The organism is Agrobacterium cavarae (genome assembly GCF_004310285.1).
Classification (GTDB): Bacteria; Pseudomonadota; Alphaproteobacteria; order Rhizobiales; family Rhizobiaceae; genus Agrobacterium; species Agrobacterium cavarae.
This window is the reverse complement of the sequence record NZ_SISF01000024.1, coordinates 118720-136588: the sequence shown is the minus strand read 5'-3', so window position 1 is coordinate 136588 and position 17869 is coordinate 118720. Positions and strand designations below refer to the sequence as shown.

The following is a 17869-nucleotide window of genomic DNA, read 5'->3' as shown; positions in this document are numbered from 1 at the left end:
AAGGAAGGCGTTGTTGCGTGCGGAATCAGCGACGATGCCGGTTAACGGACATGTTTCCAGAGAAAAAAATATGAATGTCGTCGTCGTAGAGTCTCCGGCAAAAGCCAAGACGATCAACAAGTATCTTGGCCCCGGCTATAAGGTTCTTGCATCGTTCGGCCACGTTCGGGATCTTCCCGCCAAGGATGGTTCTGTTCTTCCCGACCAGGATTTCGAAATGTCCTGGGAGGTCGATCCTGCCTCACAGAAACGAATGAAAGATATCGCCGATGCCGTAAAGGCATCCGATGGACTGTTTCTCGCGACCGACCCTGATCGCGAAGGAGAGGCGATTTCCTGGCACGTTCTCGACCTTCTGAAAAAGAAGAAGGTTCTGGGCGACAAGCCGGTCAAGCGCGTGGTGTTCAACGCCATTACCAAGAAGGCCGTTCTGGATGCGATGGCGGAGCCGCGCGACATCGACATTCCGCTCGTCGATGCCTATCTCGCCCGCCGGGCGCTCGATTATCTGGTCGGCTTCAATCTCTCTCCGGTTCTCTGGCGAAAGCTACCGGGTGCCCGCTCCGCTGGACGTGTGCAGTCCGTGGCGCTTCGCCTGGTCTGCGACCGTGAATCGGAGATCGAGCGCTTCGTATCGGAAGAATACTGGAACATCTCCGCACTTCTAAAGACACCGCGCGGTGACGAGTTCGAAGCAAAGCTCGTATCCGCAGACGGCAAGCGCTTGCAGGGCAAGTCCATCAAGACTGGTGACGATGCAACCCGGCTAAAGACATTGCTCGAAGGCGCAAGCTATGTTGTCGACACGGTCGAGGCAAAGCCCGTCAAGCGCCATCCCGGCCCGCCCTTCACCACCTCCACGCTGCAGCAGGCCGCGTCTTCGCGCCTCGGCTTCTCCGCCTCGCGGACCATGCAGGTTGCGCAGAGACTTTATGAGGGTATCGATATCGGTGGCGAGACCGTCGGTCTGATCACCTATATGCGTACCGACGGTGTGCAGATGGCACCAGAAGCGATCGACGCCGCACGCAGCGCCATCGGCGACCAGTTCGGCGATCGCTACGTGCCCGAGAAGGCACGCTTCTATTCGACCAAGGCCAAGAATGCCCAGGAAGCCCACGAGGCTATCCGCCCGACGGACTTCAATCGCTCGCCGGACAAGGTAAAGCGTTACCTCGATTCCGATCAGCTTCGTCTCTACGACCTGGTCTGGAAGCGCGGCATCGCAAGCCAGATGGCTTCGGCCGAGATCGAGCGCACGACCGTTGAAATCCTTGCCGAAAACAAGGGCGAGAAGGCTGGCCTTCGCGCCGTCGGCTCCGTCATCCGTTTCGATGGCTTCATTGCCGCCTACACGGACCAGAAGGAAGACGGCGAACAGAGCGACGATAGCGAAGACGGTGGACGTCTGCCGCAGATCAATGCCCGCGAGAACCTCGCCAAGCAGAAGATCAATGCGAGCCAGCACTTCACCGAGCCGCCACCACGCTATTCCGAAGCATCGCTCATCAAGAAGATGGAAGAGCTCGGCATCGGCCGCCCTTCCACCTATGCCGCGACGCTGAAGACACTGAGCGACCGCGAATATATCGTCGTCGACAAGCGCAAGCTGATCCCGCATTCGCGCGGTCGGCTCGTGACGGCTTTTCTCGAAAGCTTCTTCACCCGCTATGTGGAATATGATTTCACGGCCGACCTGGAAGAGAAGCTCGACCGGATTTCGGCCGGCGAACTTGATTGGAAGCAGGTTCTTCGCGACTTCTGGAAGGACTTCTTCGCTCAGATCGAAGACACAAAGGAACTGCGCGTCACCAACGTACTCGACGCGTTGAACGAAGTGCTTGCACCGCTGGTGTTTCCCAAGCGCGAAGACGGCTCCGATCCGCGCATCTGCCAGGTCTGCGGTACCGGCAATCTGTCGCTGAAGCTCGGCAAATACGGTGCCTTCGTCGGTTGCTCGAACTATCCGGACTGCAACTACACCCGCCAGCTGACCTCGGATGGCGCGGAATCCGAAGCCGCAGCGCTGAACGAGCCGAAGGCGCTTGGCGCCGATCCGATGACGGGCGAAGAGTTGACGCTGCGCTCCGGTCGCTTCGGGCCCTATATCCAGCGTGGCGATGGCAAGGAAGCCAAGCGCGCATCGCTGCCCAAGGGCTGGAAGCCGGAAGAAATCGATCATGAGAAGGCGCTGGCGCTGATCAACCTGCCGCGCGACATCGGCAAGCATCCGGAAACCGGCAAAATGATTTCCGCCGGCATCGGCCGCTATGGTCCCTTCCTGATGCATGATGGCGGCTACGCCAATCTGGAGAGCGTGGAAGACGTCTTCTCCATCGGCCTCAACCGCGCCGTGACGGTGATTGCCGAGAAGAAGGCCGCACCCGGCCGTGGACGCTCCTCCACGCCTGCTGCGCTCAAGGCGCTTGGTGACCATCCTGATGGCGGCGCCATTACCGTGCGCGACGGCCGTTTCGGTCCCTATGTGAACTGGGGCAAGGTCAATGCGACGATCCCCAAGGCGCAATCTCCCGATACGGTGACGCTGGACGAAGCGCTGGTGCTGATTGCCGAGCGCATTGCCAAGACCGGCGGCAAGCCAGTCAAAGCCAAGAAGGCTCCGGCAAAGAAGAAGACCGAAGGCGATGCAGACGCCAAGCCGACAAAGGCGAAAGCGGCAAGCAAGACCAAGGCTGCAGCCAAGCCTAAGGCAGCGGCGAAGCCCAAGACAGCAGCGAAAACCAAGAAGGCAGCATCGTGAGCAAGACACGGCGTCAGAAACAGAATTCCGCCAATGACGGTTTCGGACGCACCGCTCGCTCAAAGCGCGTGAATCAAGGCGAAGGCATCATCCATGGAGAAGTGCCTTCGCGCGAAGTGCTGTTGAAGTTCATTGCCGAACATCCGCAACAGGCCTCCAAACGCGAGATCGCCAAGGCCTTTGGCCTGAAGGGCGACAGCCGCGTGGTGCTGAAAGCGCTGTTGAAGGAACTTGAAGTTGACGGCATGGTGCAGAAGAACCGCAAGTCGCTGATGCGACCGGGCGGCCTGCCGCCCGTCACGGTTCTCGATATCACCACACGTGACAAGGATGGCGAATTGATCGGCCGCCCCGCAGAGTGGCCGGAAGATCAGGGTGCGGCACCCGCGGTCCTTATCCGCCAGTCATCGCAGGACCGCGGCAAAAAAGGACCGGCGGCCGGTTTGAATGACCGTGTGCTTGCCAAGATTTTCCCCTCCAAGGATCGTACCGGACCGGCCTATACCGCCCGCGTCATCAAGCTTATTGATCGCCGCCAGAACGCGCTGATCGGTGTCTTCAAGGAAAACCCGGGCGGCGGTGGTCGTTTGATGCCGGTGGACCGGCGCGGCGAAGAACTGGTGATCGACCCCGATGGCGTCAACGAGGCCAAGGATGGCGATCTGATCGAAGTCGAAGTCTCGCGCAACAGCGGGCGCTATGGTCTGAAGCGCGCGAGTGTGCTTTCCGTCATCGGCTCGGTCGCGTCGGAAAAAGCCATTTCGATGATCGCGATCTACGGGCACGGCATCCCGCATATCTTCCCTCAGGATGTTCTAGCAGAAGCCGATAAGGCGAAGCCCGCGACCATGGCGCACCGGGAAGACTGGCGCGATCTGCCGCTCATCACCATCGACCCGGCGGATGCCAAGGATCATGACGACGCCGTCTATGCGGAGCCCGATCCGTCGCCGGACAACCCCGATGGCGTGATCGTCACCGTTGCGATTGCCGATGTGTCTTACTATGTGCGCTCGGGTGCGCCGCTCGACCGTGAAGCGCTGAAGCGCGGCAACTCCGTCTACTTCCCCGACCGCGTCGTACCGATGCTGCCGGAGCGGATTTCCAACGATCTCTGCTCACTGAAGGAAGGTGTCGATCGCCCTGCCCTTGCGGTGCGCATGGTGTTTTCGAAGGAAGGCCGCAAGGCGTCGCACACTTTCCATCGCATCATGATGAAGAGTGCGGCCAAGCTTTCCTATCAGCAGGCGCAGGCGGCCATCGATGGCAAGCCTGATGACAAGAGCGGCCCGATGCTCGAGCCGATCCTGAAGCCTCTCTGGCATGCCTATGGGGTGATGAAGCGCGGTCGCGACCGTCGCCAGCCGCTCGAACTCGATATGCCGGAACGCAAGATTCTGCTGCGTGCCGACGGCACCGTGGACAAGGTCATCATTCCCGAACGTCTCGACGCCCATAAGCTGATCGAAGAAATGATGATCCAGGCCAACGTCGCCGCCGCAGAAACGTTGGAAAAGAAGAAACAGCCGCTCGTCTACCGCATTCATGATGCCCCCACGCTTGCCAAACAGGAGACGTTGCGCGAGTTCCTCGCGACGCTGGGTATCTCCATGGCCAAAGGCGGAGAAGTTCGCGCCAATTCCTTCAACGGAATTCTGGCCCGCGCTCAAGACACTGAACATCAGATCATGGTCAACGAGATGGTGTTGCGCTCCCAGAGCCAGGCGATCTACAGCCCAGAGAATATCGGGCACTTCGGTCTGAACCTGATGAAGTACGCCCACTTCACCTCTCCCATTCGCCGTTATGCCGATCTGATCGTCCATCGTGCGCTTGTCGGGTCTCTGGGACTTGGCGAAGGCGGCATCACGCCGCAGGAAGAGGCAACGCTCGACGATATCGCCGCCGAGATTTCCACCTTCGAGCGCCGCGCCATGGCGGCCGAACGCGACACGATCAACCGTCTGATCGCGCACCATCTTTCCGAGCGCGTGGGAGAAGAGTTTGAAGGGCGCATCGGGGGTGTCACCAAGGCGGGACTATTTGTCGCGCTTCCGCAATTTGGCGCAGACGGCTTCGTTCCTATATCTACGATTGGGACCGATTACTTCATCTATGACGAAGCGCATCAGGCACTGACGGGTGAGAAGACCGGTCTCGGCTTCCAGCTTGGCGACACGGTTCAGGTTCGTCTGGCAGAAGCCGTACCGCTGGCAGGCGCGCTCCGCTTCGAAATGTTGAGCGAGGGGCGCAAGATGCCCACAGCAACACGATCCTTCCACAAGACGGCGCGCCGGGGTGGAGGGCGCACGGCGACACCGGGAACGAGGCCGCCGCGCAGGAAACGCTGAACGAGCACCGTAGCGAGATCGAGCAGGATCTTGCAGCGATGCTTCAGCGCCGCAATCATTTGGAGGAACGGGCATGAGCGAGACGCAGACAGTGCACTATGGCGGCGAGAAGCAGGAACGTCCGCTGGGACGCTCGATCATGCGCGGCATCTCGTGCCGATGCCCCGCCTGCGGCAGCGGTCGGTTGTTCAAGGCCTGGCTGAAGCCGGTGGATCAATGCGCCGCCTGCGGCGAAGACCTCCATCACCAGCGATCTGACGATCTGCCGCCCTATATCTCGATCATGATTCTCGGACACGTGGCGGTGGGCGGCTTTTTGATGACTGACCTGATCCTCATGGTGCCAATGTGGGTGCATTTTGCCATCTGGGTGCCGATCACGATTCTCGTGGCCTTGCTGACGATCCAGCCGATCAAGGGTGGCGTCATTGGCCTGCAATGGGCGCTGAGGATGCACGGCTTCAGCAATGAACCTGAGAAGACGCATATCGACGGGTCATCCCACTGACAGGCGACCGCTCCCTTGCCTGCTGAATCCCAAGCTGAAAAATCACCCTACCTGCGTCCGAGGGATGCGGCCTGCCTGATCCTGGTCGATCGTTCGAACGGCTCTCCACGTGTGCTCGTCGGCAAGCGCAGCAGCGGCCATGTCTTCATGCCGGACGTCTATGTGTTTCCCGGTGGCAGGCGCGACCCACGCGATCACGCCCTGCCCTTTGGTGCCGACCTTAATCCTCTCGTCATCGACAAGCTCAGGCGCTCTGCCTCGCGTGTCATGACGGTTGCAGGGGCGCGGGCCTTGGCTCTGGCGGCAGTGCGCGAATTGGAAGAAGAGACGGGGCTTTGCTTTCGAATTGAACGGGCGCAACAAGGACCGGACCTCTCGGCGCTGCGTTATGTCGCGCGTGCGATCACGCCGCCAGGGCGCATCAGGCGATTCGACACGCGATTCTTTTTCTGCTTCACCGACGACGTCGGCATTGAGCCGGCAAATATAAAAGACTCTGCCGAGCTGCAAGACCTTCAATGGCTTGACATGCGCGACAGTTCCGGTGTGAACATGGCGGCGATTACACGGATGGTTCTCGAAGATGTCACAAACTTCATGATAGGTGATCAGCCACTACAATTTGAAAGCCGGGTGCGACTTTACTTCGAGCGTCGCGGCACATTCATTCGCGGCTTTCTGTAAAAGGTCTCCATGTCACATCCCAACTGCGACGCCGACAATATCCACTGGCCATCGCTTATCGCCGCCATATCCGCCATCAGCGCCGTGGGCATCGCCATCGGCCTCGGATTGCCGCTCTTGAGCCTCATCCTCGAGCGTCGGGGCATTTCGTCCAGCATGATCGGATTGAACTCCGCCATGGCCGGTGTTGCTGCCATGATTGCAGCGCCCATCACCAGCAAGCTTGCGCATGATTTCGGCGTTGCCCGGACCATGTTGACGGCGGTGGTCATCTCCTCCGTCAGCGCCATGGGCTTTTATTATGCCGCGGACTTCTGGATGTGGTTTCCGCTCAGAATCGTCTTTCATGGCGCGACGACCACGCTTTTCATCCTGTCGGAATTCTGGATCAATGCCGCAGCGCCGCCGCGCAAACGCGGGCTCGTGCTTGGCGTGTATGCGACAGGGCTCGCAGTCGGCTTTGCAGTCGGACCCCTTCTCTTTTCCACCGTGGGAAGTGAGGGCATCACACCGTTTCTCGTCGGCTGTGCCATCATCCTCCTAGCTGCAATTCCAATTTTTCTGGCGCGCAAGGAAAGCCCAGCGCTGGACGAAAAACCTGCCCACCATTTCGTACGCTATATCTGGCTGGTGCCCATGGCCTCTGCTGCCGCCTTCGTTTTCGGCGCGGTACAGGCTGGTGGTCTATCGCTCTTCCCGATCTATGCCACGCGTGAAGGCTTTAATGAATCGCAAGCAGCGCTTCTCCTGACCGTGATGGCAATCGGCAACATGACCTTCCAGATCCCGATCGGCCTGCTCTCCGACCGCATTACCAATCGCCGTCTTCTGCTCGGCGTCATGGCCTTTATCGGCCTATGCGGCACGCTTGCGCTACCGCTCCTCGTCAACAACTGGATTATGGTCGCGGTACTGCTGCTGCTGTGGGGCGGCCTCGTCTCTGGCATGTATACGGTCGGCCTCACCCATCTTGGATCGCGACTCACTGGGTCCGACCTTGTTGCGGCCAATGCAGCCTTCATATTCTGCTATGCGACGGGCACGATTGCCGGCCCACAGACGGTTGGTATTGCGATGGATATCTCCGGAAGCCACGGCTTTGCCTGGGCATTGGCGCTGTTTTTCGGCTTCTATGTCGTTCTTTCCATTGGGCGTTCGGTTTTCGGCTCAAAACAGACTTGACTTTTCGGGCGCGATCCGTAGTTTCGCGCCAGATTTAGCCGGGATCGAACAGGTCCGCGGCTCACTTACTTGTTAAAGGCAGGACGACCATGGCGAAAGCTACAACAATCAAGATCAAGCTGCTGTCGACGGCCGACACAGGTACTTTCTACGTCACCACGAAGAACAGCCGTACATTCACGGACAAGATGACGAAGACCAAGTACGACCCGGTCGTTCGCAAGCACGTCGAATTCAAGGAAACCAAGATCAAGTAATCAACTTGATTTTGTCCTTAAAGAACGCGCCCATAAGGCGCGTTTTTTTGTTTTGGGCGGCCGTTTAAAGACTCTACCTAAAGTCTGTCGCGATATCTCAGAGTCGCCCCTTAAGCTTCAGGTCATTGTTTTGTCGCATGCCCTTATCGCAAAACCGCTGCTCAGTTTTGCCTGGACCATTCTTTAAGTGCGAACGTATTTTCAGGCCGATCCTAGAATGCGAGACTTGGCCACGGCTGCCGGACGCGTCAAGAGAAGCCGCGCAACGCAGACGGTCGAGTTATACTACGTGAAACTTGAGAGATCGTGATGGCGTGGGGTCGGCCGGGATAACCACGATAGCACGAGGAACCATCAATTGGCATCGCCGGCCGACCGACCCCAAGACCCAGGAGATGCGGCGGACCTGAGCATCAAGGGGTATTTCGTGCACGGCTCCCTGAAAAATGGAACCGCGCGGTCTGTTAAAGTGCTAGTGCCTTCTATCAACTGATATATGGGCATAAAGTTATTTGTATGAACAAAGTTTCGCTCAAGACGCCTAAAAGTTCAACACTTTATTAAGGTGCAGCCATTCTTGCTTTGAAATATGGTTAAGTGTGCCATGCCGGGACAGAGACTCAAAGCCAGCTTAGCGGCAGCAACGCGCTACTGAAGAAGCCCCGAGGGTCGATCAATCTCTGGAACTTTACTCAGGCTGCGGCAGCAACGACGCGGTTTCGGCCGCTTCTCTTCGCCTCATAGAGTGCCCGATCTGCCTGTCGCATCAACTGCTCCGGACTTTCGACGCCCGTTGCATTCGAAGCGATACCGAGCGACGCGGTAATCTTCAAGGATTGCCCGGAGCGCAGCACAAAAACGGTATCCTCAATGATCGAGCGCAGGGACTCGGCCACCACCGAGGCAGCCTCCACCGAGGTGTCCGGCATCACCACCACGAACTCTTCACCGCCGTAACGGCAGGCTAGATCCGCACCGCGCACCGTGGAGCGCAAGCGGGCGGCAAATTCCTGCAGCACCTCGTCGCCGGCCTCGTGGCCGTGGAGATCGTTGACCTGCTTGAAGCGGTCGATATCCGTCATGCAGACGGACAGATGGCGGCCTCGAAGGGCCGCACGGTTGAACAAGGTCTTTAGATGAAGATCGAGATAGCGGCGGTTGTTGAGGCCGGTGAGCCCATCGATAACCGCAAGCTCCATGGTCTGAGCCAGATTCTCGCGCAGCCTGTCGTTGAAGCGCTTGCGCTTGATCTGCGAGAGCGTGCGCGCCACCAGCTCATTGGGATCGATCGGACGAATGATGTAATCATTGACGCCGAGATCCAGCGCCCGGACAACCATGGCATCGTCGTTCTGCTCGGTGATGATCAGAAGCGGCAGGAAACGCGTTCTCTCGAGCGAGCGCAATTGCGAACAAAGCCTTAGAGGATCGCAGTCATCGAAGTTGGAATTGATGATGACGAGGTCATAGGCGTTTTCCGCGGCCTCGAAAATAACGTTGGCCGGATCGCTCCAGGCAATCACCTCGCCAACCGGCTTCAACGCCTTGACGATACGCTCCTGCGAGCTGGCCCTGCCATCGACAAGGAGAACGCGACCAGGCTTTTCGATATGGCCGTCGACCCCGATCGATTCCTGGATGCCCATGGTTTCTGCGGTCATCATACGACCGCGTAGCTCGTCGCTCATGGTCTTGAGACGCGCCAGGCTCTTGACCCTCGAAATGAGCTGCAGGTCGTTTACGGGCTTTGTCAGAAAATCATCCGCGCCGGCCTTCAATCCGCGGACGCGATCGGCCGGCTGATCGAGCGCCGTCACCATGACGACGGGAATGTGGGCTGTCGCTGGGTTTGCCTTCAGCCGCTCGCAGACCTCGAAGCCATCCATTTCCGGCATCATGATATCGAGAAGAATGACATCCACCTGACCATCCGCGCAGATTGCCAGCGCATCACGGCCATTATCGGCGCAGACGACGTCGAAGTATTCGGCCAGCAAACGCGCTTCCAGAAACTTCACATTGGCTACAATGTCATCGACGACCAGGATTCTAGCAGTCATTCGGTCGCCCCTATTACCTTAAGCATCGCCCAAATATGTCTTGATCGTCTCGATAAACTTCGGAACAGATATTGGCTTGGAAACATAAGCTTCGCAACCACCTTGGCGGATGCGCTCCTCGTCCCCCTTCATAGCAAAGGCTGTGACGGCAATCACGGGAATCACATGAAGTTCATCATCTTCCTTGAGCCATCGGGTGACTTCAAGTCCAGATACTTCCGGTAGTTGAATATCCATAAGAATAAGGTCGGGTCTATGCTTGCGAGCAAGCTCAAGGGCTTCCATACCATTGCGTGTCTGTATGGTCGTGTAACCGGATGCCTCAATCAGATCACGAAAGAGCTTCATGTTCAGCTCATTGTCTTCAACTATCATGACCTGTTTGGGCATGGCGGCAGTCCTTGTTACGCTTTGAAACCGTCCGCCCGACATATAAGTTGCCGAAGAACCGATTCCATTATCCCCTGTTGAGGGAGGTTAAAGCGATTTGGTTGAAAAATAGGTAACTTCCGGCAAGAAATGCGGTGTGAGATGAAATACGGCAAACCAGTCGTCAAAGACCCCGAAGAAACCGTTGCCGCCATTCTCGGATGGTTGGCAAACGAACCGGATATTCTCGCCCGCTTTCTGGCGCTCTCCGGACTACAGCCGAACATGCTACGCGCGGCCATACAAGACACCGGCTTTCTGGCAGGGCTTACGGATTTCATCATGAACCACGAGCCAGACCTCATGGCGTTTTGTGAATCCTCCGGGTTCAAGCCGGAAGACGTGCAGGCTGCGTGGCATAAATATTCCGGCCCCGGTCTCGATTCCGGGGTCTACTGAGATGTATAGCATCAAGTCGTGCTCTTGAGCGACTTCTGATTTACCACTATGGTCACGGTCGTTCTCTTTTTGTTTCTTGGCCATGGCTGTAATGTCGAACGACCATCCCGGTTTCTGTCGTGACTGTCTGGCTGGCCAGCCGGAGGGAACAAAACGATGCCGTCAGTGCGGCAGCCCTCGCCTCCTCTACCATGATGAACTCTACGATCTCAGCATCGCCCATATCGACTGCGATGCCTTCTATGCCTCGGTGGAAAAACGCGACAATCCGGACCTGATCGACAAGCCGTTGATTATTGGTGGCGGCAAGCGCGGCGTCGTGTCCACGGCCTGCTACATCGCCCGCATCCATGGCGTTCGCTCCGCCATGCCGATGTTCAAGGCGCTCGAAGCCTGCCCGGACGCGGTGGTCATCAAGCCGAATATGGAGAAGTACAGCCAGGTCGGGCGCCAGGTTCGAACGATGATGCAGGATCTGACGCCGCTGGTGCAGCCGATTTCGATCGATGAAGCCTTTCTTGATCTGTCCGGTACCGAGCGACTACACCACGATCCGCCGGCACGTGTGCTGGCGCAGTTTGCACGCCGGGTGGAGAAGGAAATCGGCATCACGGTTTCCGTCGGCCTCTCCTATTGCAAGTTTCTGGCAAAGGTCGCGTCCGACCTGCAAAAGCCGCGCGGCTTCTCTGTGATCGGTGAAAAGGAGGCCACCCGTTTTCTTGCGACGCGTCCTGTCACCACCATCTGGGGCGTCGGCAAGGCCTTTGCGGCTACGCTTGAGGCCGACGGCATCCGCATGATCTCCCAGTTGCAGGAGATGGAGGAAACGGACCTGATGCGCCGTTACGGAACGATGGGGCAGCGTCTCTATCGGCTTTCGCGCGGAATCGATGACCGTGAGGTTCACACCAACGATCCGGCAAAAAGCGTTTCCGCCGAGACCACCTTCTTCAACGACATCTCACGTTATGAAGATCTTGTGCCGGTCTTGCGCTCCCTGTCCGAGAAGGTCGCGTGGAGGCTGAAGAAGAACGCCACAGCCGGGCAGACTGTGGTGCTGAAGATGAAGACCGCGGACTTCAAGTCCCGCACGCGTAATAAGAGGCTGGAAGATCCGACCCAGCTGGCAGACCGAATTTTTCGGACAGGCCTTTCGCTTCTGGAAAGAGAAACGGACGGGACGAAATTTCGCCTGATCGGCATTGGCGTGACCGATCTGTGCGATCCGGCCCAAGCGGATCCTCCCGATCTTGTGGACAAAACGGCTGGCAGAAGGGCCGCAGCGGAAGCGGCGATGGACAAGCTGAGAGAAAAGTTCGGCAAGGGCACGGTGGAAACCGGCTACACATTCGGCGCGAAAAAATGAGTGATCACACGGCTTCGTGACCGCATTTAAAAGCTTCCTTAAATAGCCAAGCCTATGCTTGGCCTTCTGACTGGCGCGGTTTCAAGCGCGCCGTAAGTCTCCCTTGCCGCTGCCTCCTTGGCGGCATGTTGTGTATCGCGTTGGAGCAAACATGATGTTGCGTAGCTTTGTGGGAGCCTGTCTCCTTTCCACCTCCGTTCTCGTGCAAGCGGCAATCGCCGGTGATGCGCGCAGTCTGCAGGTCGTCGTCTCGAAGAACGACCAGTCGCTGTCCCTTTATGAAGACGGAGAGGTCGTCGCTACATCGCGCGTATCCACAGGCAAGTCCGGCCACGAGACGCCGAGCGGCATCTTCTCGATTCTGGATAAGCGCAAATATCACGAGTCGAATATCTATTCTGCGGCCCCCATGCCGTTCATGCAGCGGCTGACTTGGTCTGGCATCGCCCTGCATGAGGGAAATGTCCCGAATTATCCGGCATCGCATGGCTGCATTCGCCTGCCCGCAAAATTCGCAAAGTCGCTTTACGGCATGACGAGCCGCGGCGTTCACGTCATCATCTCCAGCGCAGATGTCTCTCTGCAGCGCATCGACCACCCCACCCTTCTTCAACCCAAGGCAGCTGACGAAGGCCGCCTGCTTTCCGACATCGAGATGCGGCCTGCCACCTTCGATGCGTCGCTGAAACTGGTGGAAGTCGCAGTCAATGAGAAAACCAGTTCCGTTCCTGCCAAGGCCACATCCAAGGTGACGGGTGCGCCATTGCGGATCCTGATTACCCGGCGTGGCGAACGGGAGAAGATCATGGATGTTCAGCGTCTGTTGACCAGCATCGGCTTTGACGCGGGTGTGGCCGATGGCTATTCGGGTCAGATGACGATCAATGCCGTCAACGGCTACAAGCGCTGGAAGGGTATCAAGACCACCGGCCCCCTCGTCACCGACGAGTTCCTCGACGCGCTTTATGCATCCACAGGCGCCGATGCACCGCCCAATGGGCAACTCATGGTGCGGCAGAATTTCAAACCGCTCTTCGAAGCGCCGATCCATATCAAAGACCCGCAGGTGGCGCTCGGTACGCATTTCTTCGAAGTCATCGACATCGAAGGCGACAGGGCAGAGTGGAACGGACTGACACTGGAAAACCACATTCCAATTGCCGCACGAAAGCGTCTCGGGATCGACGTCGCGGATGCCCCAGGCGGCTATGATCAGTTGCGCACAGTGCTTGATCGTATCGACATTCCGGCAGACGTCCGTGAACGACTTGAGGAGCAGCTTGCTGTCGGAAGCTCGATCACCGTTTCCGATCTCAGCCACGGCTTGGAAACCGGTCAAGGCACTGACTTCGTCACCATCACGCGCGACTGAGCCTTCGATATCGAAAGCAGTGCTGGTATCTGAGCATCGCGCCTCTCGAAGATCGGCACCGAGTTCGGGCCGATGATACCGACGCGGCCGCGCAAGGAACCACTGCGCTGCGGTAACGTTTAAAGGCTCATCAAGCTTGTTTGGGGAGCCTGCCTATGAACGTGAAATATCTTGGCGCCGCTGTCGTTGCGCTTGCCTGTGTGTCTGCTGCTGAAGCACCGAAAAATTACAGTGTCTATGGTGGCCCGGCCGTCGATAGCGACCCCGTCATTTTGAACGTGTTCGATCACGCGCTTGCGCGGTGCAACGTCGAGGCGAGCGTGCCGCCGCGTGGCACGACATTCACCAATTCCTATTATCATAATGCGGCGCTGCGCGCCTGCCTCTCGCGTCACGGCTTCATCGATAACGGTGCTTACGCCTACCCGGCGAACAGCCTGTTCTAAAGTTTCGCGATTTTTCAGATACGTGCCTTACGCTTGAGCTCTTCGCTTTAGCTTTATCGTACGTCGTTCTCGCGGAACCGCTGCAAAGGCTTACGCAACGATAATCGTGGTGCGGGTGAATCACGTTCACCCGCCCATCAATCATACAAGCTCGACATCCACCACACCGGGAGCCGAGCGAAGCGCGGCTGCGATCTCCGGTGAGATGCGGTATTTCTCCGTCAGTTCAACTTCGATCTCGCGCTGCCCATCATCTTTGATAACGACGAAGTAAACTGACCCATCACCCTTGGCATTCAGGTGTCGCGCAACAGTTTTCAGAGGACCGGAATCGCGGACATAGACGCGGAGCGCCTTCTGCATCTGAACGGATTTCTCCTCAAGCGACTGGGCTGTCTGGATGCGCAGACCGATCCCCTCAGGCCGCTCTTCCGCCTGGACCGTAATGACCAGCGACTTGCCGACTTCGAGCAGGTCGCGATATTGCCCTAGTCCTTCTGAAAACAGAACGGCCTCATACTGACCCGACGCATCCGAAAAGGTAACGATACCCATCTTGTTACCGGTGCGGGTCTTGCGCTCCTGCTTGCCGGTCACGGTGCCGGCCAGGCGTCCGACAGTTGCCCCCTGCTTCACCGCCGCGGAGAAATCGGCAAAGCTTTGCACGCGAAGCTTGTCGAGCACGGCGCGATAGGTGTCGAGCGGATGAGCCGTGAGATAGAAGCCAAGCACTTGATACTCACGCAGTAGCTTTTCCGAGGCGAGCCAAGGCTGATAGGCTGGCAGCACCAGCTTTTCCGGCCCAGTCGCGGCCCCTGAGCCGAACATGTCGTGCTGGCCGGTGACTCGGCTTTCCTGCGCACGCTGGGAATATCCGATAATACGATCGAGCCCGCCGATCAGTTCGGATCGGTCCCTGCCGAAGCTATCGAAGGCACCGGCATTGATCAGGCTTTCCAGAACGCGGCGGTTGACCTGCTTCGGATCAATCCGCTGGCAGAAATCCTCGAGGCTGGCGAAAGGTTTGTCGCCGCGCACCTCAACGATATGATCGACCGCACCTTCACCGACGCCCTTCAAGGCAGCCAGCGAATAATAGATACGGTTCTCACCGGTTTCGAAACGGCGGAAGGATGTCTGTACCGAAGGGGCGACAATCTCGATCCCCATCCGCGCCGCATCCTGGCGGAAGTCGTTCACCTTTTCGGTGTTCGCCATATCGAGCGTCATCGACGCAGCGAGGAATTCCACCGGGTAATGCGCCTTCATATAGGCGGTCTGGTAGGAGACGATGGCGTAGGCTGCGGCGTGAGACTTGTTGAAGCCGTAATTGGCGAACTTGGCCAGAAGATCGAAGATCGTGTCGGACTGGGCCTTGGACACATTGTTGCGGATCGCGCCTTCAACGAAGCGCTCGCGCTGCTTGTCCATTTCCTCCTTGATCTTCTTGCCCATGGCGCGGCGCAGAAGATCGGCTTCGCCGAGCGAGTAGCCGGACAGAACCTGGGCGATCTGCATTACCTGTTCCTGGTAGACGATAACGCCCTGCGTCTCCTTCAGGAGGTGGTCGATCATCGGATGAATCGACTCGATTTCTTCTTCGCCATGTTTGCGGGCGTTGTAGACCGGAATGTTCTCCATAGGACCCGGACGATAGAGAGCCACGAGCGCGATAATGTCCTCGATGCAGTCTGGACGCATGCCGATCAGCGCCTTGCGCATGCCAGCACTTTCCACCTGGAAGACGCCGATGGTCTCGCCACGCGATAGCATCTCATATGTCTTTTGATCATCCAGCGGAATGGCGGCAAGATCGACATGGATTCCGCGCTTGGCAACGAAATCGACCGCGACCTTCAGCACCGTCAAGGTTTTAAGGCCGAGGAAGTCGAACTTGACCAGACCGGCGCTTTCAACCCATTTCATGTTGAATTGAGTGACCGGCATATCGGAGCGCGGATCGCGATACATCGGCACGAGCTTCGACAGCGGGCGGTCGCCGATGACGATACCGGCGGCGTGTGTGGAGGCGTGGCGATAAAGACCTTCGATCTTCTGGGCAATATCCAGGAGCCGCGCGACGACCGGTTCCTTGTCCGCCTCTTCCTGAAGACGTGGCTCTTCTTCGATGGCCTTGGAAAGGGGGGTGGGGTTGGCCGGATTGTTCGGCACCAGCTTACAGATGCGGTCCACCTGGCCGTAAGGCATTTCGAGCACGCGACCAACGTCACGCAAGGCAGCGCGTGCCTGGAGCGAACCGAAGGTGATGATCTGAGCCACCTGTTCGCGGCCATACTTGCGCTGGACATAACGGATCACCTCTTCGCGGCGATCCTGGCAGAAGTCGATATCGAAGTCGGGCATCGACACGCGTTCCGGGTTGAGGAAGCGTTCGAAAAGCAGCGAAAAGCGTAGCGGATCGACATCGGTAATCGTCAGCGCATAGGCGACCAGCGATCCCGCACCCGAACCACGACCAGGGCCGACCGGAATATCATGCTGCTTTGCCCATTTGATGAAGTCGGCAACGATAAGAAAGTAGCCGGGAAACTTCATGCGCTCGATGACGCTGAGTTCGAAATCCAGACGATCCCGATACTCCTGCTCCGTATAGCCCGGGGCCATACCGAGAGCGGCAAGGCGCATATCCAGCCCCTCGACAGCCTGGCGTCGCAACTCCAGCGACTCGGCGCGTTCGGCCTCTTCCGGGTCGTCACTCGCACCGGTAAAGCGCGGCAGAATGGGGCCACGCTTTTTCAAGACGTAGGAGCAGCGCTGGGCGATCTCCACGGTATTTTCGATTGCCTCGGGAATGTCCTTGAAGAGCGCCACCATCTCGTCACGGCTTTTCAGATAATGGTCAGGCGTCAGACGGAAGCGGCTGTCATCCGAAACCATGGCGTTGTGCGCCACCGCCATCAGAGCGTCGTGCGCCTCATAATCTGACCTGGATGGAAAGAAGGCCTCATTGGTTGCGACGAGTGGAATGTCGTGCTCGTAAGCGAGCGCAATCATGCGACGTTCATGGGCACGGTCAAAATTGCCCTGGCGCTGCAACTCGATATAGAGCCGATCCCCGAATATGTCCTTCAGCGCAAGAAGCCGGCTCTTCGCCTGAGCCGCATGTCCTTCTTTCAGTGCGATATCGACAGGGCCGCCAGACGCGCCGGTCAATGCGATCAATCCAGCATTGCTGGCCTCTTCCAGCCAGGACTTGGCAATGTTGACGGCGTGACCACTGCCCTCGCCATCGAGATAGGCACGGCTGATCAGATCCACTAGGCGCTCATAGCCTTCCGCATCTGCGGCAAGCAGCACGATGGAAGGAAGCTTGGAGAGATTGTTGCCGCCTCTCCTGTCCTCGACGGCATCTTGCATGTCGATGGAAAGCTGGCACCCTATGATCGGCTGCAGCCCCTCTTCTCGCGCCTTCTCCGAGAATTCCAGCGCAACGAAAAGATTGTTGGTGTCAGTGATGGCAATGGCAGGCTGTGAATCGCCGACAGCCTTCGCCATGATCTTTTTAAGGGGAAGCGCCCCCTCAAGGAGCGAATAGGCGGAATGAACGCGGAGGTGCACAAAGCCGGGAGATTTCAAGAGCACGCCAGAGTGGTTTTGCTCCGTAAGATGATCGCCCATTGTGCTGCATTCCCGTCTTTCTGAATCGGGCTGATTTTGATCCCTTCGAGCAGCAAAGTCCACCGGCAAAGGATGCCTGTGCACCGCTATCGCCGGGAAGACCGAAGGGTCTGAAGTCACATGGATGTGAGAATTACAGAGAAGCTCGCAACAAAGAGAGCGATAGAGGCAAAGGCGGCAAGGTCACGGATAAAATCGGTCATTTGTCTCTCCTTACTTGTTATGTTCCAATTTTGTTCTCATTTTGTTTCATTGTCAACAGCTTTTTTGGGCTGGCATATTGCCAACGTGACGCGACTCAATCCGGTTCCTTAGTTCCGCATCAAGGGAATCGGCGCATAAACAAAACCCCGCCTGGCGGGCCAGACGGGGTTGATGGGGATAAGGGTACTTAAAACGCCGTGCGTTCTATCGG

The 17869-nt window shown here is 57.8% G+C and carries 13 protein-coding genes; 10 read left to right on the top strand and 3 right to left on the bottom strand.

Annotation, left to right across the window (positions count from 1 at the left end):
* Window positions 1–70: 70 nt before the first annotated feature.
* From topA to rpmG, 6 genes are all read left to right on the top strand, one after another.
* Window positions 71–2761 (top strand): type I DNA topoisomerase, encoded by a 2691-nt coding sequence (gene topA / locus EYC79_RS06010; protein WP_130977435.1) that lies wholly within the window; start codon window positions 71–73, stop codon window positions 2759–2761.
* Entirely contained in the window at window positions 2758–5112 is a 2355-nt protein-coding gene (gene rnr, locus EYC79_RS06005; RefSeq protein ID WP_130977434.1) for a ribonuclease R, read from the top strand. Before topA ends, rnr begins: the two co-directional genes overlap by 4 nt.
* Before the next feature lie 73 nt (window positions 5113–5185).
* Window positions 5186–5620 (top strand): DUF983 domain-containing protein, encoded by a 435-nt coding sequence (locus tag EYC79_RS06000; RefSeq protein WP_112359663.1) that lies wholly within the window; start codon window positions 5186–5188, stop codon window positions 5618–5620.
* 51 nt (window positions 5621–5671) lie between these two features.
* Entirely contained in the window at window positions 5672–6304 is a 633-nt protein-coding gene (locus tag EYC79_RS05995) for an NUDIX hydrolase (RefSeq protein WP_130977458.1), read from the top strand.
* A 9-nt stretch (window positions 6305–6313) separates the two neighbouring features.
* Entirely contained in the window at window positions 6314–7486 is a 1173-nt protein-coding gene (locus tag EYC79_RS05990) for an MFS transporter (RefSeq protein ID WP_062425518.1), read from the top strand.
* Between the two features lie 89 nt (window positions 7487–7575).
* On the top strand, window positions 7576–7743 hold the full coding sequence (gene rpmG / locus EYC79_RS05985) for a 50S ribosomal protein L33 (protein ID WP_003496403.1): 168 nt from the start codon (window positions 7576–7578) through the stop codon (window positions 7741–7743).
* 692 nt (window positions 7744–8435) lie between these two features.
* Here the strand turns inward: rpmG and EYC79_RS05980 are convergent.
* Complete coding sequence (locus EYC79_RS05980) at window positions 8436–9803, bottom strand: PleD family two-component system response regulator (protein ID WP_130977433.1); 1368 nt, start codon at window positions 9801–9803, stop codon at window positions 8436–8438.
* Between the two features lie 18 nt (window positions 9804–9821).
* Window positions 9822–10193 (bottom strand): response regulator, encoded by a 372-nt coding sequence (locus tag EYC79_RS05975; RefSeq protein WP_062425520.1) that lies wholly within the window; start codon window positions 10191–10193, stop codon window positions 9822–9824.
* Between the two features lie 129 nt (window positions 10194–10322).
* Here EYC79_RS05975 and EYC79_RS05970 point away from each other — a divergent pair, with 129 nt between their 5' ends.
* The 4 genes from EYC79_RS05970 (at window position 10323) to EYC79_RS05955 (ending at window position 13815) form a co-directional block, all read left to right on the top strand.
* Window positions 10323–10631, top strand: a complete 309-nt coding sequence (locus EYC79_RS05970; RefSeq protein WP_130977432.1) for a DUF3572 domain-containing protein — start codon at window positions 10323–10325, stop codon at window positions 10629–10631.
* 91 nt (window positions 10632–10722) lie between these two features.
* Entirely contained in the window at window positions 10723–11997 is a 1275-nt protein-coding gene (locus EYC79_RS05965; protein ID WP_472240647.1) for a DNA polymerase IV, read from the top strand.
* Window positions 11998–12148: 151 nt separating this feature from the next.
* A complete protein-coding gene (locus EYC79_RS05960) occupies window positions 12149–13369 on the top strand; it encodes a L,D-transpeptidase family protein (RefSeq protein ID WP_418122024.1) in 1221 nt (406 codons plus the stop codon).
* 155 nt (window positions 13370–13524) lie between these two features.
* Window positions 13525–13815, top strand: coding sequence for a hypothetical protein (locus EYC79_RS05955; RefSeq protein WP_062437760.1), 291 nt, complete (start codon window positions 13525–13527; stop codon window positions 13813–13815).
* A 141-nt stretch (window positions 13816–13956) separates the two neighbouring features.
* Here EYC79_RS05955 and dnaE read toward each other — a convergent pair whose 3' ends face one another.
* The gene (gene dnaE, locus EYC79_RS05950; RefSeq protein WP_130977430.1) at window positions 13957–17454 is read right to left on the bottom strand and encodes a DNA polymerase III subunit alpha; all 3498 of its coding nucleotides are present in this window, start codon (window positions 17452–17454) and stop codon (window positions 13957–13959) included.
* Window positions 17455–17869 lie beyond the last annotated feature (415 nt).